The sequence below is a fragment of the Amorphoplanes friuliensis DSM 7358 genome (genome assembly GCF_000494755.1).
In the GTDB taxonomy this organism is placed as follows: domain Bacteria; phylum Actinomycetota; class Actinomycetes; order Mycobacteriales; family Micromonosporaceae; genus Actinoplanes; species Actinoplanes friuliensis.
Genome location: NC_022657.1, coordinates 8059133 through 8082090, shown reverse-complemented (window position 1 = coordinate 8082090; position 22958 = coordinate 8059133). Strand labels below are relative to the sequence as shown.

Sequence of the window (22958 nt, the reverse complement as noted above, 5' to 3'; positions counted from 1 at the left end):
TCCTTGATGTCGGGGATTTGGCAGGCCCGGTCTCGCGCTTTCCGCCTGGCGCCTTGCGCTGGGCGTCCGTGTGGCGCCGATTGCCTTGATGTTGGGGTTTCGGCGGGGCTGGTCCTGCGTCTCGCGGCGGTGTTGGGCCGATTTCCTTGATGTCGGATTTGGCGGGGCCGGTCCCGTGCCTCGCGGCAGTGTTGGGCCGACTTCCTTGATGTTGGGGTCTCGGCAGGTTCGGTCTCGGGCCTTCGCGCCTTCCCCGGCTCGCGCTTGGCGTCTGTGTTGCGCCGACTTCCTTGATGTTGGGGATTCGGTAGGCGCAGTCCTGCGCCTTCCTGCCTGGCGTCTCGCGGTCCGCCTGGCGCCTCGCGTAGTCCCGCCCGGCGCCTCTGCCTGCTCACCTACGCCTCGCGCTTTTGCGCTGCTCCAACCGCCACCTTGGGCCCACCTCGGGCCGCCCATCTCGAGCTTTCGGTCGGGAGGCGCTGCGTTGTGGGGTTGGATGCCTACTCTGCGGTGATGTGGCTGCCGCTGGTGAACGTTGTCGGGGGCGGCGGATAGGCTTGCTGTGTGCGAGTGCTTGCAGCTATGTCCGGGGGAGTCGACTCCGCCGTCGCTGCCGCGCGCGCCCGTGATGCCGGTCATGACGTGACCGGTGTGCATCTGGCGCTGGCGCGGAATCCGCAGACCTATCGGACCGGTGCGCGGGGTTGTTGCACGCTGGAGGATTCTCGGGATGCGCGGCGGGCTGCCGACGTCATCGGGATTCCGTTCTACGTGTGGGACATGGCGGACCAGTTCCATGAGAATGTCGTCGACGATTTTGTCGCCGAATACGCGGCCGGGCGGACCCCGAATCCGTGCCTGCGCTGCAACGAGAAGATCAAGTTCGAGGCTGTGCTGGACCGGGCGGTCGCGCTCGGCTTCGATGCCGTTGTCACCGGTCACCATGCGCGTCTGGGTGCGGACGGCCACCTGCGCCGCAGCGTCGACATCGCCAAGGACCAGTCGTACGTCCTGGCCGTTCTGACTCGCGCGCAGCTCGACCGGGCGATCTTCCCGCTCGGCGACTCGACGAAGGCCCAGGTTCGCGAGGAGGCCGCCGAGCGTGGCCTTGCCGTTGCCGACAAGCCGGACTCCCACGACATCTGCTTCATCGCCGACGGGGACACCCGCGGCTTCCTGGCCTCCCGCCTGGGTGAGTCGCCGGGTGACATCGTCGACTCCCGCACGGGTGCCGTTCTCGGGCAGCACGCGGGCGCTTATTCCTACACGGTCGGCCAGCGCAAGGGCCTCGACCTCCGGGTCCCGGCCCCTGACGGCCGCCCGCGCTACGTCCTGTCGATCACGCCGAAGACCAACACGGTCACGGTCGGCTCCCGCGAGGACCTCGAGGTCGACACGGTCACGGCAGCCCGTCCCATCTGGCACGGTACGGAGACGCCGGTCGAGTGCGAGGTTCAGCTGCGCGCTCACGGCGAGGTCGTCAAGGCGGCGGTGACGGTCGACGCAAACGGCCTGGTGGCGCATCTCCACTCGCCGGCCCGGGGTGTTGCGGCCGGTCAGGCGATCGTGGCTTACCGCCCAGACCCGGACGGCGACATCGTCCTTGGCTCAGCCACTATCTCCGCCGGCCTCCCCGCCAACCCACCCTCGCAGGCTCCCGCCTCCACCTCGGCCGGCTCCGCGGTCCTCTCGGCCGGTTCGGAGGTCGCCGGTTCCGGTTCGGTTCCGGGCGGCGGGGCAGCTTCGGCCGATCACGCGGCTGGAGCGGGTGGTGCGGCTTCGGCTGAGGGTTCTGCGTTGGTCGGTAGTGCTGCGCGTTCTGGTGGAGCTGGGTCGTCGCGGGGTGAGTGACTTTCCGTGGCCGGTCGGGGCGGCTACCGGGCTCGGGTCGTTGCCCGGGACCGACATCGCCGAGGCTCAGCGGCTGATCATGGGGGAGTTGCCCGACCTGCCGCATCTGGCGGAGTTGCCGGCGCGCGGGCCCGGTGCGGACATGATCGGGCGCAGTGCCGGTTTTCTGGTCGAGCTTCCCGTGCAGCTGTACGTGGGGCGCTGGCAGATGGCGCTCCGGCCCGGGAAGGACCAGCGGCGGATCGCTGATCTGCTCGAGCGTGACCTGGACCAGTTGACCGAGCAGGCCGACCGGTACGCCGGGCCGATCAAGGTTCAGGCCGCCGGGCCGTGGACGCTGGCCTCAAGCCTGGATCTGGCGATCGGTGGGCGGATGCTGCGCGACGCCGGCGCCGTGCGTGACCTCACCAACTCGCTGGCCGAGGGGCTGCGGCGGCATGTCGCCGACGTGCAGCGGCGGCTTCCGCGGGCTTCGGTGCTGCTGCAGCTCGACGAGCCTTCGCTGCCGGCGGTCCTCGACGGACACATCCCGACCGAGAGCGGCTTCAGTGCCTATCGGGCCGTCGACGGGCCGGACGCGGCGACCGGACTGCGGACGATCGTCGAGGCGGTCGGGGTGCCGGTGATCGTGCATTGCTGTGCTCCGGGCGTACCTTTGCAGGTTGTGCGGGATGCAGGGGCCGCGGCTGTGGCGCTGGACCTCGGGCTGGTCAAGGATCTTGATCCGCTGGGGGAGGCGCTGGAGGCCGGGCTCGGGCTTTTTGCCGGTGCGGTGGCGACGGTGCCGGCACCGGGGGCTCGGCCGCCGACGTCGGCGAAGATCGCCGATCGGGTGAGCACACTGTGGAGCCGGCTCGGTTTTTCCGCGGCCCGGTTGCCGGAGCAGGTCGTGATCACTCCCGAGTGCGGGCTGGCCGGTGCGCCGCAGCCCTACGTGCGTGCGGTGCTGAACGCTTGCCGGGACGCCGGTCGCCGTCTGGCCGAAGTCTGACGGTTTCGGCGGTCCTGGGCGGTTCGGGCGGGCATCATTCAGTCATGATCGGACGTCTGGACACCGTCGTCATCGACTGCCCCGACCCGCGCGCCCTGGCCGGCTTCTACAGCGAGCTGCTGGGCATGCACGTCGTCCACGACGAGGACGGCTGGGTGACCATCAGAACCGACTCGGACGCGCCCGGCCTCGGCTTCCAGAAGGCGCCCGACTTGCTCCCGCCGGACTGGCCCGACCGGCACCGGCCGCAGCAGTTCCACCTCGACGTGCGCGTCGACAACATCGAACTCGCCGAGCAGCGGGCCCTGGCGGCCGGCGCAAAACGGCTCGACGGTGGCGGCAAGGACTTCCGGGTCTACGCCGATCCGGTCGGCCACCCCTTCTGCCTCGTCTGGTGACTCAGCGCCGGGCCGCGACCCGGAGACGGGTACGGCGGTCGGCGGTGCCCGCGCGGTGATGGAACGCCGACGGGCGTACCAGGATGGGCTCGCCCAGGTTGAGGTAGGAGTCGTGGTCCGCGCGGGCGTCCCAGCGCCGGGTCGGGATCAGCACGTGGTCGCGGCGGTGGCTCTTGTCCTGGCTGGTGATCTTCAGAACCGTGATGCCGTCGCGGCCGCGGCGCAGAACCAGGCAAGGGCGCAACTTCGAACCCCGGCCCCTCGCGTACGGGACGTCGGCCCACCAGATGTCCCCGCTGCTCGGCCGGGACCTGCGCAGTCGCCGGCGCAGCAGCCAGGCCGCCGCCACCATCGCTACCACCAGGGCCGCCACCAGCCACAACCGCCAGTCCGCCATCGGCAGAACGTACCTCGCCGACGCCCGGCCCCGCATGTCGGCAGTTTTGTCGGACCGGGCGACTAACGTGCCACTGGAAAGCCGAACACGGAGGTCTCCCGGTGCCTGAGAACCAGTCTGTCGAAACGGGGTCGGCCGCGGCCGCCGAGCAGCTCGCGGAGGGCCGGCCGACTGCTGAGCAGGTCGCGGCGGCCGGTGCCGAGCCGACCTCCGAGGCCAGCGCCCGGCACGCCGAGCTGAGTGACGAGCTGCGCGGCCATCAGTACCGCTACTACGTGCTCGACTCGCCGACCATCTCGGACGCCGAGTTCGACAAGCTGCTGCGCGAGCTCGAGGCGCTCGAGGAGCGTTTTCCCGCGCTGCGCACCCCCGACTCGCCGACGCAGAATGTCGGCGGCACGTTCTCCACGTTGTTCACGCCGGTCGAGCACGCCGAGCGGATGATGTCGCTCGACAACGTCTTCGACGAGGACGAGCTGGCCGCCTGGGCCGAGCGCACCGAGCGCGACGCGGGCGCTCCGGTCCGGTTCATCTGCGAGCTCAAGGTCGACGGCCTGGCGATCAACCTCACGTACGAAAAAGGGCGGCTGGTGCGCGGCGCGACCCGGGGCGACGGTCGCACGGGTGAGGACGTCACCTCCAACGTCCGGACGATCCGTGAGATCCCGGAGCGGCTGGCCGACGACAACCCGCCCGAGCTGCTCGAGGTGCGGGGCGAGATCTACTTCCCGGCGTCCGCGTTCGCCGATCTCAACGCGTCGCTGGTCGAGCAGGGCAAGGCGCCGTTCGCCAATCCGCGTAATGCCGCCGCGGGCAGCCTGCGGCAGAAGGATCCGCGCATCACCGCGTCGCGGGGGCTGCGCATGGTGGTGCACGGCATCGGCGCGCGCAAAGGCTTCCGGCCCGACTCGCAGTCTCACGCGTACGAGGCGTTGAAGTCCTGGGGTCTGCCCACGAGCGAGCGGTGGCGGCTGGTCGACGGGATGGACGAGGTGCGCGACTACATCGCGTACTACGGCAAGAACAGGCACTCCGTCGAGCACGAGATCGACGGTGTGGTCGTCAAGGTCGACTCGGTCGCGATCCAGGGGCGGCTGGGCTCGACGAGCCGGGCGCCACGCTGGGCGATCGCGTTCAAATACCCGCCCGAGGAGGTCACCACCAAACTCCTCGACATCGCGGTCAACGTGGGGCGCACCGGGCGGGTCACCCCGTACGCCGTGCTGGAGCCCGTCCTCGTCGCCGGCTCGACGGTGGCGCAGGCGACGCTCCACAACGCGCGTGAGGTCGAGCGCAAAGGTGTGTGGATCGGCGACACGGTCGTGCTGCGTAAGGCCGGTGACGTCATCCCGGAGGTGCTCGGGCCGGTCATGGACCTGCGACCGGACGACGCCCACCCGTTTGTCATGCCGACCGTGTGTCCCGAGTGCAGCACGCCGCTCGCTCCCGCCAAGGAGAGCGACATCGACATCCGCTGCCCCAACACCCAGCACTGCCCCGGGCAGTTGCGGGAGCGCCTGTTCTACCTGGCCAGCCGGGACGCTCTCGACATCGAGGTGCTCGGTTACAAGGCCGCCCGCGCGCTCTACGAGTCGGGGATCCTGACCGACGAGAGTGACCTCTTCAGCCTGACCGCGGACGACCTGCTGCGGTCACCGTTCTTCGTCAACATGGACGGCACGCTGGGCAGCAACGCCGTGAAGCTGCTGGAGAACCTCGAGGAGGTGAAGCAGCGGCCCCTCTGGCGGGTGCTGGTGGCGTTGTCGATCCGGCACGTCGGTCCGAAGGCGTCGCGGGCGCTGGCCCTGGAGTTCGGGTCCATGGAGAAGATCGAGGCTGCGGTCGAGGACGGTCCGATCGAGGACCTGTCCGCGGTGGACGGGGTCGGGCCGACGATCGCGGAAAGCCTCCGCGAGTGGTTCTCGGTGGACTGGCACCGCGAGATCGTCCGCAAGTGGCGCGAAGCCGGCGTCAAGATGGCCGACGAACACTCCGAGAGCGGCCCGCGTCCGCTGGCCGGTCTGACGTTGGTCGTGACCGGGACGTTGTCCACCCACACCCGCGACGAGGCTTCCGAGGCGATCATGGCCGGGGGCGGCAAGGTCAGCGGGTCGGTCTCCAAGAAGACCGGCTTTGTGGTGGTGGGCGACAACCCCGGCAGCAAGTACGACAAGGCTTTGTCGCTGCGGGTGCCGGTGCTGGACGAGGCGGGCTTTGCGGTGCTGCTGGCGGACGGCCCCGAGGCTGCTCGTGCGGTCGCCGAGATCTCCGAGGAGCCGGTGAAGGAGCCGAAGAAGAAGGCGGCGGCGAAGCCTTCGAACGAGGAGGCCGGATAACCCGCCCGTGGGACCCCCAACGGGTGAACTATTCGGGGTTCCCCGTTCCCGGAGATATGCCGATTTGGTAACGGCGAGTCTGTTTCGCGTAGTTTTGTCCACGCGGATCTATGGTGAGGAAGATCGTTCGGTCGACACCACCGTGGAGGTCGCATGGGTGCCGCACAACAGCGCAGCTCCATGCCGGGCGAAGGCGAGCCGGCCGGCGAGCGCAACACCAGCGCGCCCGCCGGCGGTAACTCGCCGGAGACAGGCCACGCCGCCGATGGCGGCCCCGGCGACGGCCCTCGCGCGTGCAACGACTCACCGCCGGACGACGATTCGCGCACGACGGCCGATTTGTGCTCAGCCCCCGACTCTCGTATGGGCGCCGGGCCGACGGGCACCGGGGCGCCGGGCGGCGCTGGGGTGGATCGCCGAGCCTTGGACCCTGGCCCTGCCACCGACCGCCTTGCGGGTGGCCCGTTTGAGACCGACCGCCTCGAGGATGAACGCGCCGCGGGTGACGGGTCTGCGGCGGGCCGCAGAGCAGGTGACCGCCTGGCAGTTGACCGCCCGGCAGGTGACGGTCGGGCGGTTGATCGCCCGGCGGGTGACCGCTCTGACGCCGACAACCTCGACGATGAACGCGCTGCGGGTGACCGGTCCGAGATCGATCGCTTTGCGGGTGACCGGTCTGAGACCGATCGCCTCGGTGACCGTCCTGCCGTCGACCGCTCTGAAGCTGATCGCCTCGAGGGTGAACGCCCTGTTGGTGAACAGTCTGCGGCGGCGCGGCGGGCGGCCAACCGGGACGTGGATGAGCACTTCGTAGCCGAAGCGGCCGTGAGCGGCGCGCAGGCGGATGAGGGTGGAACGCGCGCCGGGAAGCGGACAGCTCGGCGTTGGCCGGCCAAGCGGGACACCCTGCCCGGCGCGGCGCGATCCGTTACCGCGCGGCGCGGAGCCGTCGTTGCCGTAGGTGGCGCGCTGCTGGTCGACCTCGCGCTCTGGGGCGTCATGCCGGATGTCTTCGCTGAGCTGCCGACCGGCTTCTGGGTCATGGCGGTGCTCGCTCTGGCCGTTGACGCGCGGCCCTATGTCGTGGCCAACCGCCGGGCCAGTTCGGTCATTCTTCCGTCGATCTGCTTCACCTTTGGGATCGCGCTCGCTTGGGGGTTTGTGCCTGCGCTGGCTGTGCAGCTGGCCGCGATGGCTGTTGCCGGGGTGCGGATGCGGCAGTCCGCGCGGCGGGCGCTTCATCTTGCGCTGCAGCATGCCGTGGCGCTGGCCGGGGCTGCTGCGGTTGCCGGTGTGGCCGGGCTGCACATCGGTGCGGAGCCGCGCTGGGACGACGCGCTGCTGACAGTGGCTGCCGCCGCTGCATGGATTTTGGCGCGCTACGCGATTGATGCGGTGATTGCGCGGTGGTCGTCCGATGGGCGGAAGCGGCGGCGGGTGCAGCGCTGGGGTGTCGAGCTTTTTGCCACGGCCGCGCTGCTGCTGCTCGGGCCCGTGGTGCTGGCGGCGGCACAGGTCGGGCTGGCTCTCGTGCCGTTGGTGCTGCTCGCGTTGCACGCCGTGCATCGGATGGTGCGGTCCGCGGGTGAGTACGAGCGGGCGTCCCGTGTCGACGCGCTGACCGGGCTGCCCAACCGGCGCGCGCTGCAGACGTCGGTGGCCGAGCGGGGAGTGGGGCGAGGGCTGCACCGGCCCGAGCGCCGCCTGGCGTTGCTGCTGCTCGATCTCGACCGGTTCCGTACGGTCAACGACGCGCTCGGGCACACCAGCGGCGATCGGCTCCTGGTCGAGGTCGCGCGGAGGCTGGCTGCGGCCGTACCGGCTCATGATCTTGTCGTGCGGCTCGGCGGTGACGAATTTGCCGTGCTGGCCACGCGGGTCGACGGGCCGGCTGCGGCCCGGCGGCTGGCGGCGCACCTGTCCGAGGCTTTTGTCCGGCCGTTCGCGCTCGACGGGCTGCCCATCGACGTCAGCGCCTCGATCGGGATCGCGCTGCAGTGCGAGCGTGGTGGCGACGGCGCCTCGCTGCTGCGCCAGGCCGAATCCGCGATGTACGACGCCAAGGAGCGCGGTGACCAGATCGCCCTCTATGCGCGGGATGCCGAGCACCACACGCCCGACCTGACGCTGCTCGCCGACCTGCGCCTGGCCGTGCAGGCCGAACCGGCGAACGATCCGGCCGCCGACGGCATCACGCTCTACTACCAGCCGCAGATCGCCATCGCGACCGGCGAGGTGGTCGGTGTCGAGGCGCTGCTGCGCTGGCGGCATCCCGTGCGCGGCATGGTCGGCCCCGAGAAGCTGCTGCGGGTCGCCGAGCAGACACCGGTGATGCGGTTGCTGACCAGCAGGGTGCTCCGCGAGGTGATCGCCCAGCTCGCGGCCTGGCGCGCGGCAGGCCGGCCCTTGCGGGCCTCGGTCAACGTCAGCGTCCGAGACCTGCACGCGACCGACATCGCCGACGAGATCGACGAGCTCCTCCACCGGTACGCCGTGCCGGCCGACCTGCTGCAGCTCGAGATCACCGAAAGCGCGCTGATGGCGGACCCGCACCGCGTGCTGCACACGATCACGAGGCTGGACCGGATGGGCGTGGCGATCTCGCTGGACGACTTCGGCACGGGTTACTCGTCACTGCAGCACCTGCGCCGGCTGCCGCTGTCCGAGGTGAAGGTCGACCGTTCGTTTGTCCTCGGCATGGCCACCGACCGTGGTGACGCCGCGATCGTCCGCTCGGTGATCGCACTGGCCGACTCGCTCGGCCTCCGGGTCGTCGCCGAGGGTGTCGAGGACGAGCGCACCTGGCGGCTGCTGGCGTCGGCGGGCTGTCACGCCGCGCAGGGCTGGTTCCACGCCCGCCCGATGCCGGCGCCGGACCTGGCCGGCTGGCTCATTCGGTACCGTCCCCTGCGACCCGGCCGCGAACCCGGCGCCCTGGCGGTGCCGGCACCCTGAGGAGTGCTGATGCCGATCCCTGTCCGCCACGAAATCGAACTGGAACTTCGGCTCAAAAAGCCTTGAGGCCTTGGCTCACGCAGCCCTTTCTCGGCGGGAGCGACGATCTGCGCCACCCACCGAGCTACGACATCCAGATCTTGATCTTGGAAATCCGGAAGTTATCCACAGACCGGGGGAGCCGCCCGCCGCCCCACCCCGCTGGCGAAATAGACTCCTCTGGTCAGCGACATCCACCACCAAGGGGGCACGATGGCCGCCATCTCCCGCGAAGAGGTCGCGCATCTGGCGCGCCTGTCGCGGCTCGCCGTGACCGAGCAGGAGCTCGATCGGTTCGCCGGTCAGCTCGACGTCATTCTGCAGTCGGTTGCCCGGATCGGTGATGTGGCCGCCGAGGACATCCCGCCGACCTCGCATTCGGTGCCGCTGACCAACATCTACCGCGACGACGTCGTGCAGCCGAGCCTCACGCAGGAGCAGGCGCTGTCCGGCGCTCCCGACTCCGCCGAGGGCCGGTTCCGCGTGCCGCGCATCCTGGACGAGGAGGAATAAGCACCGTGTCTGACGTCACCAGGATGACCGCCGCGCAGATCGCGGGTCTGATCAGCAGCGGTGAGGCTTCCGCTGTCGAGGTCGCCACCGCACATCTGGCGCGGATCGACGCTGTCGACGAGCGGGTCCACGCGTTCCTGCACGTCGACCGGGAGGGTGCCCTCGAGGCGGCCCGCAAGGTCGATGAGCAGCGCAGCAAGGGTGAGGCGCTCGGTCCGCTGGCCGGTGTGCCGGTCGCGGTCAAGGATGTGATCGCCACCAAGGGTGTGCCGACCACCGCCGCCTCCAAGATTCTCGAGGGCTGGAAGCCGCCTTACGACGCGACCATCGTCGAGCGGCTGCGGGGCGCCGGCACGGTCATGCTCGGCAAGACCAACATGGACGAGTTCGCCATGGGGTCGTCGACCGAATACTCCGCCTACGGCGCGACCAACAACCCGTGGGACCTCGGCCGGATCCCCGGCGGCTCCGGTGGTGGCAGCGCGGCGTCGCTGGCTGCTTACGAGGCGCCGCTGGCGATCGGCACGGACACGGGCGGCTCGATCCGGCAGCCCGGCGCGGTCACCGGCACGGTCGGTGCGAAGCCGACCTACGGCGGCACCTCGCGCTACGGCCTGATCGCCTTCTCGTCCTCGCTGGACACGCCCGGCCCCTGCGCCCGGACCGTCGAGGACGCGGCGCTGCTGCACTCGGTCATCGCCGGTCACGACGTGCGGGACTCGACGTCGATCCCGCAGGCTGTTCCCGATGTCGTGGCGGCCGCCCGGCTCGGCGCGACCGGTGACCTGACCGGCGTCAAGCTCGGCATCGTCAAGGAGTTCGCGGGGGAGGGCGCCGAGCCCGGCGTCATGGCGGCTTTCCGCGAGTCCGTCGAGGCGCTGGTCAAGCTGGGCGCCGAGGTTGTCGAGGTGTCCTGCCCGCACTTCGAGTTCGCCCTGCCGGCCTATTACCTGATCGCGCCGAGTGAGGCCTCGTCCAACCTGGCCCGCTTCGACGGTGTGCGGTACGGCCTGCGGGTCGGCGACGACGGCAACCGGTCGCTCGAGGAGGTCATGTCGCTGACCCGCGAGGCCGGTTTCGGGCCCGAGGTCAAGCGGCGCATCATCCTCGGCACCTACGCCCTGTCGAGCGGCTACTACGACGCCTACTACGGCCAGGCGCAGAAGGTCCGCACGCTGATCACGCGGGACTTCACCACGGCGTTCGAGCAGGTCGACGTGCTCATCTCGCCGACCACGCCGTTCGTGGCGTTCCCGTTCGGGTCGCGCACCTCCGACCCGTACCAGATGTACCTCGCCGACCTCTACACGATCCCGACGAACCTCTACGGCGGTCCGGCGATCTCGGTGCCGTGCGGTCTGTCCGAGGGTCTGCCGGTCGGCTTCCAGGTGATGGCGCCGACGATGGCCGACGACCGGATGTACAGGGTCGCCGCAGCGCTCGAGTCGGCCGTCGGGACGTTCACCCCGCCCGAGCTCAGTTTGGAGTCCGCCGCATGAGTACGACCGTGCTCCCCTCCTACGAGGACGCGATCGCCCGTTACGAGCCGGTCATCGGCCTGGAGACGCACGTCGAGCTCGGCACGAACACCAAGATGTTCTGCGGCTGCCCGACCGTCTTCGGCGGCGAACCCAACACGCAGGTCTGCCCGGTCTGCCTGGGCCTGCCCGGTGCGCTGCCGGTCGCGAACCGCGCCGCGATCGAGGCCACCATCCGCATCGGCCTCGCGCTCAACTGCAACATCGCCGAGTGGTGCCGCATGGCCCGGAAGAACTACTTCTACCCGGACATGCCGAAGAACTTCCAGACGAGCCAGTACGACGAGCCGCTCTGCGTGGACGGGTACGTCGACGTGGACATCGACGGTGAGACCTTCCGGGTCGAGATCGAGCGGGTCCACCTCGAGGAGGACACCGGCAAGTCGCTGCACGTCGGCGGCTCCACCGGCCGGATCCACGGCGCGACCGAGTCGCTGGTGGACTACAACCGGGCCGGCATTCCGCTGGTGGAGATCGTCACCAAGCCGGTTCCCGGCCTGGGCGCCCGCGCGCCCGAGGTGGCCAAGGCCTACGTGACCGAGCTGCGCGACATCATCCGCTCGCTGAACGTGTCCGACGTGCGCATGGAGCAGGGCTCGATGCGCTGCGACGTGAACACCTCGCTCAACCTGCCCGGCGACGAGTGGGGCACCCGCACCGAGACCAAGAACGTCAACTCGCTGCGGTCGGTCGAGCGTGCGGTCCGCTCGGAGATCATCCGGCAGGCGATGCTGCTCAACGAGGGCACCCGCATCTTCCAGGAGACCCGGCACTTCCAGGAGACCACCGGCGACACCCGCCCGGGCCGCTCCAAGGAGACCGCCACCGATTATCGCTACTTCCCCGAGCCCGACCTCGTGCCGATCGCGCCCGACACCGCGTGGGTGGCCGAGCTCAAGGCGGCCCTGCCGCCGGTGCCGAGCGTCAAGCGCGCCCGGCTGGCCGAGGAGTGGGGCATCTCCAAGGACGAGATGCAGTCGGTGGTCAACGCCGGTGCGACCGAGCTCATCGAGCAGACCATCGCCGCCGGCGCCACCCCGGCCGGCGCCCGCAAGTGGTGGATGGGTGAGCTCGCCCGCCGCGCCAACGAGACCGGCGTCGAGCTGGCCGACGTCGGTGCGACACCGGCGCAGGTCGCGCAGCTCCAGGGCCTGGTCGACGAGGGCAAGCTCAACGACAAGCTCGCCCGTCAGGTCCTCGAGGGTGTCGTTTCCGGCGAGGGTGACCCCGCTGCGGTCATCGCGGCCCGCGGGCTCGGCGTCGTCTCCGACACGGGCGCGCTCACCGCGGCCGTCGACGAGGCCATCGCCGCCAACCCGGACATCGCCGCCAAGGTCCGCGACGGCAAGGTCGCCGCGGCGGGCGCCCTGGTCGGCGCGGTCATGAAGACCACCCGCGGCCAGGCCGACGCCAAGACCGTCCGCGAGCTGATCCTGGCGCGCCTTTCCTAGTCCCTTCCCAGTACGCACAACGCCCGGTCCTGTGACACACAGGGCCGGGCGCTGCCGTCCCGGCCCTGTGCGGCCCGCATCCGGGCGGAGAGCGGTGGAGACCCTCGCGATCTTGGACGTCCGAGGCCCCCAGGAGGGCCCCTCACGTCCAAGATCGCGGGCGCGGCGTCGGCGGTGCGAGCTGTGCGAGCGGCGTCAGCGGCTCGGGGGTGCGCTGTTCGGGGTCAGGCCGGGGGTCACACCGTTGAACACCGACGGGTTCGTGGTCGGCTCCGGGTCGGTGCCGATGACCTTGCGTTGCATGGTCACGTTCTGTTCGCCGGTGCCGCCCAGCTGAATGTCGTCGTAGGCCTTCAACGACTGGCTCTCGTCGAAGTACAGGACCGACATCGTCAGCGGCGTCGGCTCCTCGTTCTCCAGCCCACGCAGCCCGGCGCCGCCGGTCGAACCCTCGACCAGCAGACGCGTCTCCAGCGGTGCCTGCGTACCCGCGGAGGCCGACGGCGCCGGGGAGGCCGACGGGTCCGGGGACGGCTGGTCCAGCGTTCTGACCTCACGCTTGTGCAGGTGGCCGGCCAGGACCAGCGGCACCACACCCGACAGCGGCGGTGCCATCGCCGGGTCGTGGACCAGGGCCACGCCGACCTTCGTCTTCGAGGCGCGGATCGTGGTCGCTAGTTCCTCGCCACTGCGGAGCAACGGGGACGATCCGGGGTCGTCCGCGTTCGCCGCGGGGGCTTCGCTCTTATCCGGAGTGAATTCGGGGTCACCGATGCCGGCGATGGTCAGGCCGTTGATCGTGACGACGTCGTTGTCCAGCACCTTCGCGTTGGTCTGCCGGGCGACCGCCGCCTGGATCGCCGTCGAGTCGTGGTTGCCGCGCACGTACACGTACGGGACACCGAGCTGGCCGATCGAGTTGACGTACGACGTCTCGGCGCTGCTGCCCCAGTCCACGATGTCACCGGTGTCGACCACGGCGTCGATGTCCCACTGCTTGACGACCGTCCGGATCACACCCCACGACGTCGGGTTCAGGTGCAGGTCGGAGACGTGCAGGATGCGGGTCGTGCCGCCGGCGGGGTCGAAGACGGGCAGCGCCGACACCGTGGTGTAGATGCGGCTAACGTTGCTGACGAGCTCCTGGAGCTGGTCGGCGTACCGGCCGTAGTTGTCGGCGATCCGCCGGGCGTCACCGACGACCGCGGGCGCATTGACCAGCAGACCCTCGTAGCGGGGCTCGCTGATCGAGTCGGGGCGGATCGTGGCCACGGCCAGTCCGAGGCTGCCACCGGTCACCACCAGCGCCAGAACCCCCGCGGACGCCACCCGCCGGATGTTGCGGAAGATCAGCGCCGACAGGATGAGCGAGCACACGATCGCCGCGCCGAGCGCGCGCAGACCGAGCTGCAGCACACCCTTGGTCACGTCGTCGACGGCGGACTGTCCGGCCGCGCTGATGGCCGTGGGGTCGTCGATCAGCGCCTCGGTGCGTCCCTGGTCCAGGGAGCCGAGGTCGACCTTGAGGTGGATCGGGCCGTCGTGGCTGTCGAGATGCAACGAGCCCAGCGGCGGGATGTCCACCTCGGTCCCGCCCTCGATCGACGGGCTGATCGACATGTCCGCGCGGAACGGCCCGACGGCGATCTCGGACTGGGCGAACAGCATAGTGCCGACAACAACGCCGGTGAGGCTGACGGCGACAACTCCGGCCCAGACGCGGAGCCGGCGGGCCCACGGACGCGCCCAGAGGCGGCGTGCCGCGGCGGTCGCCACAGAAATCTTCTCGTTCATGGTCAACGGCTGACCTGCCCCCGTGTGCCGGACGTCAAACGGTTACGCGTGTTAACTCCGGCCCGCCCCGCCGTCCGAGAACACCAACCTGATGATCATGTCGTCGTCCGGTCCCGGTTCGCCGCCTTCCTCCTGGTTGGAGGTGGTGACCCAGAACGAGCCGTCCGGTGCGGCGACCAGTGCGCGCAGGCGGCCGTACTCGCCGGTCAGCAGGGCTCGGGGCTGGCCCAGCAGCGTGCCGTTGCCCGTCACGTCGACCATCCACAGCCGCTGCCCCAGCAGGCACGCGGTGGCGATCATGCTCTCCAGCACCGCCACACCCGAGCAGTACGAGTCCTCGATCGGAAACGTGACCAGGGGATTGGTGAACTTCGTGTTGGTGCCCTTGCCGTCGACCGTGGGCCAGCCGTAGTTCTTGCCCTTCTGGATCACGTTCAGCTCGCCGTTGGTCTTCTGACCCGACTCACCGGCGTACATCTTCTTGTTCGCGTCCCAGGCTATGCCCTGGACGTTGCGGTGACCGGAGGACCAGACCGGCGAGTCCTTGACCGGATTGCCCGGCGCCGGCTTGCCCGCCGTAGTGATCCGCAGAATCTTGCCGCCGAGGTTCTTGGGGTTCTGCGCCTGGGTGCCGGCGGCGGTCCCGTCGCCCGTGGTCACGTACAGGAAATTGTCGGGTCCGAAGGCAAGCTGGCCGCCGTTGTCGTTCTCGGAGCGCGGGATGCCGGTCAGGATCGGCTGCGGCTTCCCCTTGAGCTGGAGCTTCGCGACGCGGTTGTCCTTGGCGGTCGAGTAGTAGACGTAGGCCGTGTTGTCGTCGGCGAACTTCGGTGAGACCGCGATGCCGAGCAGGCCGCCGTCGCCGCCCGCCTCGGCCTCGGACAGGCGCTGCACCTCGACGACCTTGAGACCCTCGGCGTCGGACTCGGGTCCGACCCGGAGGATGCGGCCGGTGTCCCGCTCGGTGACCAGGGCGCCGCCGTCGGGCAGGAACGCCAGACCCCACGGCACCTCGAGCCCCTTGGCCAGCACCGTCGCGGCCGCGGCGCGGTCGCCGTCGCTGTCCGGACCGGCCGACACCGACGGGGTGGGCAGGTTGGGAGGCTCGCCGGCCACGTCGGGCTCGGGCGGGCCGAAGCTGCACGCGGCGGTCAGGGCCAGCACGGCAACCAGAGCCACGGCGCCACGCGTCACAGCGCGTGCGCGGACTCTCGGACTGCGCTCGATCACACGACCTCCTCGTTTCCCGGTCCAGGGTAGCCGTGCCGGCTGGGACGTCCGGCACACCTGGGATCCGGACCGGGCGCGAGGCCCGCGGCGCGGCTAAGTTGGGGACGGTGAAGGTCTGGATCGCTCATGAGAAGGGCCGCGAGCTGCTCGGCGAGCTGCCGGCCGGTGTCGAGGTCGAGGTCTGTGAGGACGCGGCCACGCTGCCGTCCGACCCCGCCGACGTGAAGTTCTGGGTGCCACCGTTCAGCGCGAAGGTGCAGGCCTCGGACCTGCTGCCGCAGCTGACCGGTCTCGAGGTCGTCCAGCTGCTCTCGGCCGGCGCGGACAACTGGGTCGGTCGTGTGCCCTCCCCGGTGCAGCTCTGTGACGCCCGGGGCGTGCACGACGCCTCCGTCTCCGAGTGGGTCCTGGGTGCCGCGATCGGCTCGTTGCGGCAGTTCCCGGCGTTCGCGCGGGCCCAGGAGCGGCAGGAATGGACGCCGGGCGCGTTCACGCCGACACCCGAGCTGACCGGCAAGCGGGTGCTGATCGTCGGTGCCGGGTCGATCGGCCGGGCCATCGAGCAGCGGCTGGCACCCTTCGAGGTCACCGTCACGCGGGTCGCGCGCACAGCCCGTCCCGAGCACGACGTGCACGCCGTCGACGAGTTGCCGGTGCTGCTCCCGTACGCGGAAGTGGTTGTCCTGGTCGTGCCCTTGACCGAGCAGACGCGGGGCTTGGTCGACGCGAGCTTCCTGGCCGCGCTGCCTGACGGGGCGCTGGTGGTCAACGCCGCACGCGGGCCGGTCGTCGACACCGATGCGCTGGTCACGGAGCTGGCCTCCGGGCGGATCTCCGCGGCGCTCGACGTCACCGACCCTGAGCCGCTGCCCGCCGGCCACCCGCTGTGGCAGCTGCCGAACGTCTTCATCACGCCGCACACCGGCGGTGCGGTGCTCGGCCTGCTTCCCCGCGCCTACGGTCTCGCGGGTGCCCAGCTACGCCGGTTCGCCGCCGGGGAGACCCTGGTCAACCGGGTCGTCGACGGATACTGACTGGCCGCTCACGGCGATCACGGCGGCCAGGTTGGCGGTGGTGACACCGGTCAGCTTGATCACCTTGCCGTCCGTGAGCAGCGCCGAGACCTGCCGCCGGTCGTCGGGAGCCAGCTCGGAGATCCGCGACCAGGGGATCCTGGTCGAGCCGAAGAGCGCCCGGACCCGAAGACCCTCGGGAGTCACGTCGGTGCCGGCGCGCCAAGCCCAGATCAGGATGGCGAGCGGGATCAGCAGGATCGGGGCGAGCTGCCACCGGGCACCGGCGAACGGGATGGTGCCGACGAGCGCGATCAGCGCGGCGACGATGAGGGCGCCGGACTTACGGACGCGCATGACGGGCTTTCGACTCACGTTCCTCATCCTCCCACCCGCCGGATCCCGGGTTCTTGTCGGACCTGCCGCGCATAATGCTGGGCATGACCGAGCTGCTAGCCATCGGCACCAAGAAAGGCCTGTTCCTGGCCACTAGTGACGACAACCGGCAGAGCTGGAAGGTCAGCTCCGCGCACTTCTCCGGACACTCGATCTACGCCGTCGCGATCGACACACGCGGCCCGGCGCCGCGGCTGCTGGCCGGGGCGGACAGCTCCCACTTCGGCCCGAGCGTCGTGATCAGCGACGACCTCGGCGCGACCTGGCAGGAGCCCGACAAAGCTCCGCTGGCCTTCCCCTCGGACACCGGTGCCGCGGTCGAGCGCGTCTGGCAGATCGTCCCGGCGCAGGGGGACGTGGTCTACGCCGGTGTGCAGCCGTCGGCGCTCTTCCGCTCCGAGGACGGCGGGCGCACGTTCGAGCTGGTCCGGGCCCTGTGGGACCACCCGCACCGGCCCGACTGGGGTGCGGGTTTCGGTGGCCAGGCGATCCACACGGTCCTGCCGCACCCCGCCGACCCGCAGTGGGTGCTCGTCGCCATGTCGACCGGCGGCGTCTATCGCACCACCGACGGCGGCGCGTCGTGGGCGCCCTCCAACGAGGGCATCGAGGCCTACTTCCTGCCCGACCCTCGGCCCGAGTTCGGCCAGTGTGTCCACAAGGTCGCCCGCGACGGCGCCGACCCGGACCACTACTACGCGCAGAACCATCACGGCGTCTACCGGTCGGTCGACGGCGGCGGCACGTGGCAGTCGATCGCCGGCACCCTGCCCGCCGACTTCGGCTTCCCGATCGTCGCGCACCCCCGGCGCGGCGGCACGATCTGGAGCTTCCCGCTGATCAGCGACGGGCAGCGGGAGCCCGTCGACCACCTCTGCCGGGTCTTCCGGTCGACCGACGCCGGCGACACCTGGCAGCCCCTGCAGACCGGCCTGCCCGACGAGCCGTTCTATCCCGTGGTGCTGCGCGACGCGATGTGCGCGGACGACGCCGAGCCCGCGGGCGTCTACTTCGGCACCCGGTCCGGTGAGGTCTTCGCCAGCCGCGACGAGGGCGAGACCTGGTCGTCCGTGACCGCCCACCTGCCCGACATCCTCTGCGTCCGCGCGGCGAGTTACTGATGCCGACGCTGCTGATCCCAGGTGTCCTGCGGGCTGAGTGCGGCGGGTCCGCACACCTGGAGGTGACCGCACAGGGCTCGCTCGGTGCCGTGCTCGACGAGGTGCGGGAGCGCTGGCCACGGCTCGAACGCCGGATCCGCGACGAGAGCGGCACCGTTCGCCGGTATGTGAACGTCTATGTGGACGGGGAGGATTGCCGCCGGTCGGGCGGTCTGGAGACCCCGGTGCCCGCGGCTGCGGAGATCCAGATCCTGCCGTCGGTGGCGGGCGGCTGAACGGCTGGGATCTTTCCTCCGGATTGCCGTTTGGCCGTCCATAGCCGACGATCCGAACGTGCAAAGGAGAACCGCACGCACGTAACCTGTTCGAGGGACACTCGTTACCCGGTGTGGGTGCGGTGACTCCTCCTAGTCGTCGTGGCCTGTTCGACTCCCGCCCTCAAATCGCAGAGGATCACGCCTCCCGTGGCAGTGCAGCCCCCAGCACCCACCGGCACCCGGTCCCACCGGGTGGCGTTCCTGATCGCACCGGTCCTCGGCGCGGCGGTGCTGATCGCCGCGCTGACCGGCCTCGTCCCGGATCTGGCCGCGCTAGCGATCGCGGTCGGCGGTGTCGCCCTCTGGGCCACCGTCGTGCTCGTCCACACCGCGCTCGCGATCCATCACCGCGACGGCACGTTCGCGGCCTGCCGGGGCGCCGGCTTCATCGGCATGGCCGCACTGGTCACCGGCGTGACCGCCGGACTGCTCTACCTCGGCCCACCCCACCAGGGCATCTACCTCGCGGCCGGTGTCGGCGCGGTCGCCACGCTCTACGTGCTCGGCACGATGCTTCTTCCCGGCGCTGCTTCCACAGCCGCGGTGCGCCTGCGCCGTGCGTTCGATGGTCTCGGTCTGGGTGTGGCGCTCGGCTTCGCGGCCTATCTGATGCGCCCGCTCGGCAAAGCCCCGTATTCCACACTGGTCTGCACGTTGCTCGCGGCGACGGGCATCTCGATCGTCACCGTCATCGTGCTGCGCGCCCGGCTGCACCGCCCGGCAGCCCTGCGCTGCGGGCTCGGCGCGATCCTCGTCCTCCTCGCGCTGTCCACCGTGGCCAACCTGGTCCTGTCCGGCCACGACGACTGGATCGTCGCGCTCTTCGGCCTGCCGATCGTCGCCGGCCTCGCCCTGACCGCCGAGGGCGGCTCCCGTCGCAATCTGCCGGAGTCGCTGCCACCGCGCGAGCAGGACCTGTACCTCTCCGGTTATCCGCTGCTGGCGCTGCCCGCCGGCATCGGCGTGATCGCCGCGCTCTACCACCTCATCTTCGTCGGCAACTTCGACCCCACGGCGATCTCCCTCGGCATCGCGATGGTCGCCATCCTGACGATGCGCGAGCTGCTGGTGGTCAGCGACATCCGCCGCTACACCGGCCAGCTCCGCACCAAGGAAGCCCACTTCCGGTCGCTGGTCGCCGGGGCCACCGATCTGACCCTGGTCCTCGACGACAAACTGACCGTCCGCTGGCAGTCCCCGGCCGCGGCACGACTTTTCGGCCTCGCCGACTCCGAAGTGGTCGGCCGCACCTTCATCAATCTCCTCCACCCGGACGACGCCGCCGGCGCCCAGGCGGGCATCGAGACGTTGCTCGCCGGCGAGCACGACGACGGCCCGCCCGCCCTGCTCAACGCCCGCATCCGCGACGGCCACGGCATGTGGCGCGACACCGAGTCCACCGTGGCCGATCAGCGCTCGGTGCCCGAGGTGTCCGCCCTCGTCGTGCACGTCCGCGACGTCGGCGAACGCCGGCACCTCGAGCGCACACTGCACAAATTGTCGTACACCGATCAGCTCACCGGCCTCGCCAACCGCCGCGCCCTGATGCGCGATCTGCTCGCGTACCGCCGCCGGGCCGGCCAGCAGGGCACCGTCCTGGTGATCGACCTCCACGGCCTCGCCGAGATCAACGACAGCAAGGGCCGCGAGATCGGCGACGCCGTCCTCATCGAGGTCGGCCGCCGCATCCGCAGCCTCCTCGGCGAGGAAGACGTCGCGGCCCGCCTCGGCGGCGACGAATTCGCGGTCCTCACCGCCGACGGGGCGGTCCTGGCCTACGCCCTGGCCACCCGCATCGTCACGCTCCTCATGGAGCCGTACCAGCTGCCCGGCACGATCGTCGAACTCCACACCAGCGTCGGCCTCGCCGAACTGGCCGGCGGCAACGACTCCGAAGAAGTCCTCCGCCACGCCGACCTCGCCCGCAGCCGCGCCCGCCAGCTCGGCCGCGACCGCGTCGAGTGGTACGACACCGACGTCGAGATCCAGCTCCACCGCCGCATGGACCTCGAACGCGAACTCCTCGGCGCCGCCGACCGCGGCGAACTCGACCTCGTCTTCCAACCGGTCGTGTCGCTCAGCGACACCCAGCCCGTCGGCGTCGAAGCCCTCCTCCGCTGGCGCCACCCCAAACTCGGCACGATCCTCCCCGCCGAACTCCTCCCGATCGCCCGCGCCGTCGGCTGCGCCGCCGACCTCGACGAATGGGTCCTCGACGCCGCCTGCCGCCACCTGTCCAGCTGGCCCGGCGGCAACAACGAATTCTGGCTCTCCGTCAACGTCTCCCCGCGAGAGCTGCTCAGCGCCCGCTTCCCCGAAACCGTCGCCGAAATCCTGGCCCGCCACCGCCTCGAACCCGAACGCCTCGTCGTCGAAGTCCAGGAAACCTGGGTCGCCGAAGACGTCCCGGCGATCGTTGCCTCCCTGACCGGCCTCCGCAAACTCGGCGTCCGCGCGGCCCTCGACGATTTCGGCGCCGGCCAGGCGTCCCTCTCCCACCTGCGCCGCCTCCCGGTCGACATGCTCAAACTCGACCAGGGGTTGGTGAATACGCCGGCTGAGCCCCCAATCGGGCCTGCGGTGATCGACGTCGTGGTCAGCCTGGGCAAGCGGCTGGGCCTGGAAATAGTGGCCAAGGGCCTGGAAACCCAGGAACAGATCGACCGCGCTCGCCGCGCCGGCTGCCTCTACGGCCAGGGATTTGCCCTGGCCAGGCCGGCTCCCGCCGAGCGCATGGAAGCCTATTTGGACAGCCACCGAGCCTGAGCGGTAAATCCGATTCGAGGCCGGTCCAAGTTCGAGGGCGGGTTCAAGTTCAAGTTCGGGGGCGGTTCAAGTTCAAGGGCAGGATGTCGTGCCTGGTTGCATGGCACTGACCGCCGCTCCCGCCGAGACCGGGCACGGAGATCCAGTCGCCCAAGGGCTCCTGAACGGATCTCCGCACCCTGCCAGGTTCGTGCGGACACAGTCCCAAACCCGGCGGGCTGCGTTGCGCGGGGCCTTGTCGGGTCGGGCCTAGAGGCAGGCCCAACATGCTTGAAGTTGGGCCTATCAAGGCCGTGCCCGGCCACGCCGAGCTGCATAGCGCTGAGACTTTGGCGGGCCGAGCTTCGAGGTCGGCCCAACATCCTTGAAGTCGGGGCTATGAAGGTTGCGCCGCCGCGCCGCGCCCCCGCCGCGCCCGCGTCGCGCCTGAACTACGCCGACCTGCGTCGCGCTGGGGCCTTGGCGGGCCGGCTTCGAGGTGGGCCCAACATCCTTGAAGTTGGGCTTGTGAGGGTTCCGGCCCACCGCCGCGCCGTGACTGAACTACGCCGAGCTGTGTTGCGCTGGGGCCCAAGCTTCGAGGTCGGCCCAACATCCTTGAAGTTGGGCTTGTGAAGGTTGCGCCGCGCCGCCGCGCCAGCCCGCGCCAGCCCGCGTCGGCGTCGTGCTGAGCCGCGTCGTTTTGAGCCGCAGTGACGGCTGAGGCCCGGGAAGCGGTCAGGTTTCTCGGGGTGGGGCTGTGCTGCCTCGGGGGGTGAGGTGGGCGGTGCCTTCCTCGACGTCCTTGACGGGTTCGCCGGCGATGGCGGCCAAAAGCTGGCGGGCAGCGTGCGCCCCGTAAGCCGCAATGTCCCTGCTCAGCGCAGTCAGCGGCGGATGGACCAGGGAGCACAGCGGTGAGTCGTCCCAGGCCACGATCGACAGGTCGCCCGGGACGGACAGGCCCATCTCCTGGGCCACCGACAAACCGGCCACGGCCATCACGTCGTTGTCGTAGATGATCGCGGTGGGGCGTTCGGCGTTGATCAGGAGGCGGCGGGTGGCGCGACCGCCTTCTTCGCCGGTGTAGTCCGAGGGGACCGTTACGGCTTCGCTGAGGCCGAGCGAGGCGCAGACCTCGGTGAACGCCCTGGTCCGGGTCTGGGTGTGCAGGAGATCGGGAAGGCCGCCGACCCGGGCGATGCGGCGGTGGCCCAAGGCCATCAGGTAGCGGACCGCTTCGGTGATCGCGCCGGCGTCGTCGGACCAGAGTTGGGCCAGGTTGCCAGTGTCGCCGGGTCCTCCGATGACGACGGCCGGCAACTGGAGCTCGTTCAGGACCGGGATGCGGATGTCGTTTTCGCGGAGGTCGGTGACGAAGACGCCGTCGACGCGGCGTTCGCCCCACCAGCGGCGGTAGACGTCGATCTCGTTCTGGGGTGTGGCGACGACCTGGAGGGTGAGGGCGAACGAGCGGGCGGCCAGTTCCTGCTCGAAACCGCTGATCAGGCCCATGAAGAACGGCTCGATGCTCAGTATGCGGGCAGGCCGGCACAGGGTGAGGCCGACGGCGCGGGCGCTGGCGCCGGACAGGGCGCGGGCGGCGCTGTTCGGGTTGAAGCCGATCTCCTGGGCGATGGCGACGATGCGCTGACGGGTCGCCTCGGAGACGCCCGGCTGGCCGTTGAGGGCGTACGAGACCGCGCCCTTGGACACGCCGGCTCGGCGCGCGATGTCGGCGATCGTCGGCCGCTTCACTCGCTGTGCCCCTCTCTGTCGCGCAAATGGTGGAGCGCTCTCACGCTACCTCGCGGCGTTCAGGGCCTGGTGGGCGCGGATCACTTGATCGGTTAAGTGTTGCAGACCACAGGCT

At 70.3% G+C, this 22958-nt stretch carries 17 protein-coding genes and 1 pseudogene; 12 read left to right on the top strand and 6 right to left on the bottom strand.

What is annotated here, in order from left to right:
* Positions 1-564: 564 nt before the first annotated feature.
* The 3 genes and pseudogenes from mnmA to AFR_RS37195 all read left to right on the top strand — a co-directional run.
* A pseudogene (gene mnmA, locus AFR_RS37205) lies at positions 565-1626 on the top strand (tRNA 2-thiouridine(34) synthase MnmA); the annotation flags it as partial.
* Positions 1627-1843: 217 nt separating this feature from the next.
* Positions 1844-2842 (top strand): methionine synthase, encoded by a 999-nt coding sequence (locus AFR_RS37200; protein ID WP_041843231.1) that lies wholly within the window; start codon positions 1844-1846, stop codon positions 2840-2842.
* Positions 2843-2886: 44 nt separating this feature from the next.
* Positions 2887-3240 carry a VOC family protein gene (locus AFR_RS37195; RefSeq protein ID WP_023561991.1) on the top strand — a complete coding sequence of 118 codons (354 nt, stop codon included), beginning with the start codon at positions 2887-2889 and terminating at the stop codon, positions 3238-3240.
* Between the two features lies 1 nt (position 3241).
* Here AFR_RS37195 and AFR_RS37190 read toward each other — a convergent pair whose 3' ends face one another.
* A complete protein-coding gene (locus tag AFR_RS37190; protein ID WP_023561990.1) occupies positions 3242-3637 on the bottom strand; it encodes a type II toxin-antitoxin system PemK/MazF family toxin in 396 nt (131 codons plus the stop codon).
* Between the two features lie 236 nt (positions 3638-3873).
* Between AFR_RS37190 and ligA the strand changes: the two genes are divergently transcribed.
* Positions 3874-5973: an NAD-dependent DNA ligase LigA gene (gene ligA / locus AFR_RS37185; RefSeq protein WP_238547419.1), complete on the top strand. Its 2100-nt coding sequence runs from the start codon at positions 3874-3876 to the stop codon at positions 5971-5973.
* 345 nt (positions 5974-6318) lie between these two features.
* Here ligA and AFR_RS48205 read toward each other — a convergent pair whose 3' ends face one another.
* The gene (locus tag AFR_RS48205) at positions 6319-7230 is read right to left on the bottom strand and encodes a hypothetical protein (RefSeq protein WP_238547185.1); all 912 of its coding nucleotides are present in this window, start codon (positions 7228-7230) and stop codon (positions 6319-6321) included.
* Positions 7231-7233: 3 nt separating this feature from the next.
* Here AFR_RS48205 and AFR_RS37175 point away from each other — a divergent pair, with 3 nt between their 5' ends.
* The 4 genes from AFR_RS37175 (at position 7234) to gatB (ending at position 12469) form a co-directional block, all read left to right on the top strand.
* Positions 7234-8928, top strand: a complete 1695-nt coding sequence (locus AFR_RS37175; RefSeq protein WP_238547184.1) for a putative bifunctional diguanylate cyclase/phosphodiesterase — start codon at positions 7234-7236, stop codon at positions 8926-8928.
* A gap of 252 nt (positions 8929-9180) precedes the next feature.
* Entirely contained in the window at positions 9181-9480 is a 300-nt protein-coding gene (gene gatC / locus AFR_RS37170) for an Asp-tRNA(Asn)/Glu-tRNA(Gln) amidotransferase subunit GatC (RefSeq protein ID WP_023561986.1), read from the top strand.
* A gap of 23 nt (positions 9481-9503) precedes the next feature.
* Positions 9504-10979 carry an Asp-tRNA(Asn)/Glu-tRNA(Gln) amidotransferase subunit GatA gene (gene gatA, locus AFR_RS37165; protein WP_438829957.1) on the top strand — a complete coding sequence of 492 codons (1476 nt, stop codon included), beginning with the start codon at positions 9504-9506 and terminating at the stop codon, positions 10977-10979.
* A complete protein-coding gene (gene gatB, locus AFR_RS37160) occupies positions 10976-12469 on the top strand; it encodes an Asp-tRNA(Asn)/Glu-tRNA(Gln) amidotransferase subunit GatB (RefSeq protein ID WP_023561984.1) in 1494 nt (497 codons plus the stop codon). Before gatA ends, gatB begins: the two co-directional genes overlap by 4 nt.
* Before the next feature lie 195 nt (positions 12470-12664).
* Here gatB and AFR_RS37155 read toward each other — a convergent pair whose 3' ends face one another.
* Together AFR_RS37155 and AFR_RS37150 are read right to left on the bottom strand one after the other, a co-directional pair.
* Complete coding sequence (locus AFR_RS37155; protein WP_041841420.1) at positions 12665-14263, bottom strand: metallophosphoesterase family protein; 1599 nt, start codon at positions 14261-14263, stop codon at positions 12665-12667.
* Positions 14264-14314: 51 nt separating this feature from the next.
* Positions 14315-15493: a PQQ-dependent sugar dehydrogenase gene (locus AFR_RS37150; protein ID WP_023561982.1), complete on the bottom strand. Its 1179-nt coding sequence runs from the start codon at positions 15491-15493 to the stop codon at positions 14315-14317.
* A gap of 107 nt (positions 15494-15600) precedes the next feature.
* Here AFR_RS37150 and AFR_RS37145 point away from each other — a divergent pair, with 107 nt between their 5' ends.
* Complete coding sequence (locus AFR_RS37145) at positions 15601-16527, top strand: 2-hydroxyacid dehydrogenase (protein ID WP_023561981.1); 927 nt, start codon at positions 15601-15603, stop codon at positions 16525-16527.
* Here AFR_RS37145 and AFR_RS37140 read toward each other — a convergent pair.
* The gene (locus AFR_RS37140) at positions 16471-16881 is read right to left on the bottom strand and encodes a PH domain-containing protein (RefSeq protein WP_148308185.1); all 411 of its coding nucleotides are present in this window, start codon (positions 16879-16881) and stop codon (positions 16471-16473) included. The two genes, AFR_RS37145 and AFR_RS37140, sit on opposite strands and share 57 nt — an antisense overlap.
* 65 nt (positions 16882-16946) lie before the next feature.
* Here AFR_RS37140 and AFR_RS37135 point away from each other — a divergent pair, with 65 nt between their 5' ends.
* The 3 genes from AFR_RS37135 (at position 16947) to AFR_RS37125 (ending at position 21106) form a co-directional block, all read left to right on the top strand.
* Positions 16947-18023 (top strand): WD40/YVTN/BNR-like repeat-containing protein, encoded by a 1077-nt coding sequence (locus AFR_RS37135; protein ID WP_023561979.1) that lies wholly within the window; start codon positions 16947-16949, stop codon positions 18021-18023.
* Positions 18023-18298 (top strand): MoaD/ThiS family protein, encoded by a 276-nt coding sequence (locus AFR_RS37130; RefSeq protein ID WP_023561978.1) that lies wholly within the window; start codon positions 18023-18025, stop codon positions 18296-18298. Before AFR_RS37135 ends, AFR_RS37130 begins: the two co-directional genes overlap by 1 nt.
* A gap of 189 nt (positions 18299-18487) precedes the next feature.
* Complete coding sequence (locus AFR_RS37125) at positions 18488-21106, top strand: EAL domain-containing protein (protein WP_052359557.1); 2619 nt, start codon at positions 18488-18490, stop codon at positions 21104-21106.
* Positions 21107-21823: 717 nt separating this feature from the next.
* Here AFR_RS37125 and AFR_RS37115 read toward each other — a convergent pair.
* Entirely contained in the window at positions 21824-22843 is a 1020-nt protein-coding gene (locus AFR_RS37115) for a LacI family DNA-binding transcriptional regulator (protein WP_023561976.1), read from the bottom strand.
* Positions 22844-22958: the final 115 nt, after the last annotated feature.

What these genes read in the sequence shown, in the direction of transcription:
- AFR_RS37155 (WP_041841420.1), bottom strand. Translation starts at nt 14,263, where the DNA reads ATGAACGAGAAGATTTCTGTGGCGACCGCCGCGGCACGCCGCCTCTGG.
- AFR_RS37195 (WP_023561991.1), top strand. Translation starts at nt 2,887, where the DNA reads ATGATCGGACGTCTGGACACCGTCGTCATCGACTGCCCCGACCCGCGC.
- gatC (WP_023561986.1), top strand. Translation starts at nt 9,181, where the DNA reads ATGGCCGCCATCTCCCGCGAAGAGGTCGCGCATCTGGCGCGCCTGTCG.
- AFR_RS37135 (WP_023561979.1), top strand. Translation starts at nt 16,947, where the DNA reads ATGACCGAGCTGCTAGCCATCGGCACCAAGAAAGGCCTGTTCCTGGCC.
- AFR_RS48205 (WP_238547185.1), bottom strand. Translation starts at nt 7,230, where the DNA reads ATGCTGCAGCGCAAGATGAAGCGCCCGCCGCGCGGACTGCCGCATCCG.
- AFR_RS37130 (WP_023561978.1), top strand. Translation starts at nt 18,023, where the DNA reads ATGCCGACGCTGCTGATCCCAGGTGTCCTGCGGGCTGAGTGCGGCGGG.
- gatB (WP_023561984.1), top strand. Translation starts at nt 10,976, where the DNA reads ATGAGTACGACCGTGCTCCCCTCCTACGAGGACGCGATCGCCCGTTAC.
- gatA (WP_438829957.1), top strand. Translation starts at nt 9,504, where the DNA reads ATGACCGCCGCGCAGATCGCGGGTCTGATCAGCAGCGGTGAGGCTTCC.
- AFR_RS37190 (WP_023561990.1), bottom strand. Translation starts at nt 3,637, where the DNA reads ATGGCGGACTGGCGGTTGTGGCTGGTGGCGGCCCTGGTGGTAGCGATG.